This window comes from Maricaulis sp. D1M11 (assembly GCF_047308265.1).
Classification (GTDB): domain Bacteria; phylum Pseudomonadota; class Alphaproteobacteria; order Caulobacterales; family Maricaulaceae; genus Maricaulis.
Genome location: NZ_JBKQWY010000028.1, coordinates 1 through 822 on the forward strand (window position 1 = coordinate 1; position 822 = coordinate 822).

Here is an 822-nt window from a genome sequence, read left to right on the forward strand (position 1 = left end):
AACATAGTCAACGAAGGTGTCGTTGCCCACGCCCTGGAAGGCGATACCGTTCAGCTCGTCACCGGAGTTCACGCGGAAGCCAGCGAAGAGGACCTGCGTGAAGGTGATGCTGCCGGAGTCATCATCGGTGGTTGCGCCACCAAACAGACCGGAAGAACCCTCACCGGATTTTTCACAATCGACCGCACCGCCGACAGCAGCACCCGTACAGGCGTTGATCGGAGCGCGACCATTGATCACAACACCGCCCCACTGGGCTTTGGTGTTCAGACCTGCCGTGCCTTCGACGCCGGAACGCGAAGTCATGACAACCGGAGACGTTGCCGTACCGTTGGATTCCAGCTGGGAACCACGGGTCACGACCAGGTAGTCAGAACCGGAAGAACCGAACAGGGTCACGCCCGGATCGATCGTCAGGGTCACTTCAGTCGCACCAGCGATCGGAGCGGCCGGATCGGCACCGGCATCACGGCCCACGAAGACCGGACCGATGATTTCGTACATGGAGTTACGATCGAGACGAACGTCGGCGATCAGCGTACCCGTCAGCTGACAGACGCGTTGGCCGTTGATGGTCTCAGCAGATTCGGTCGTGCCGGTCGGGCAGCCCGGATCCGGGAACAAGGAGAAGGTCCAACCGGCAGCCCAGTTAGAAGCCGCAGAGGCGTCATCCGGGAAGGCACCGATGAAGGAGGTTGCGTCGAACCAAGTGTCAACAGCGCTAGCGTCGAAGGCCGTGATGGCTTGTTCGACCGGGCCGGAGAACGGACCAGACATGGTGTTGGTGATTTCGGCGTTGTTCGGACGGCCCAGGAAGAAGGT

1 pseudogene is annotated in these 822 nt (G+C 60.8%); it reads right to left on the reverse strand.

From position 1 onward, the window contains the following. Positions 1-777: pseudogene (locus RMQ97_RS15500) on the reverse strand (hypothetical protein); the annotation flags it as partial. Positions 778-822: the final 45 nt, after the last annotated feature.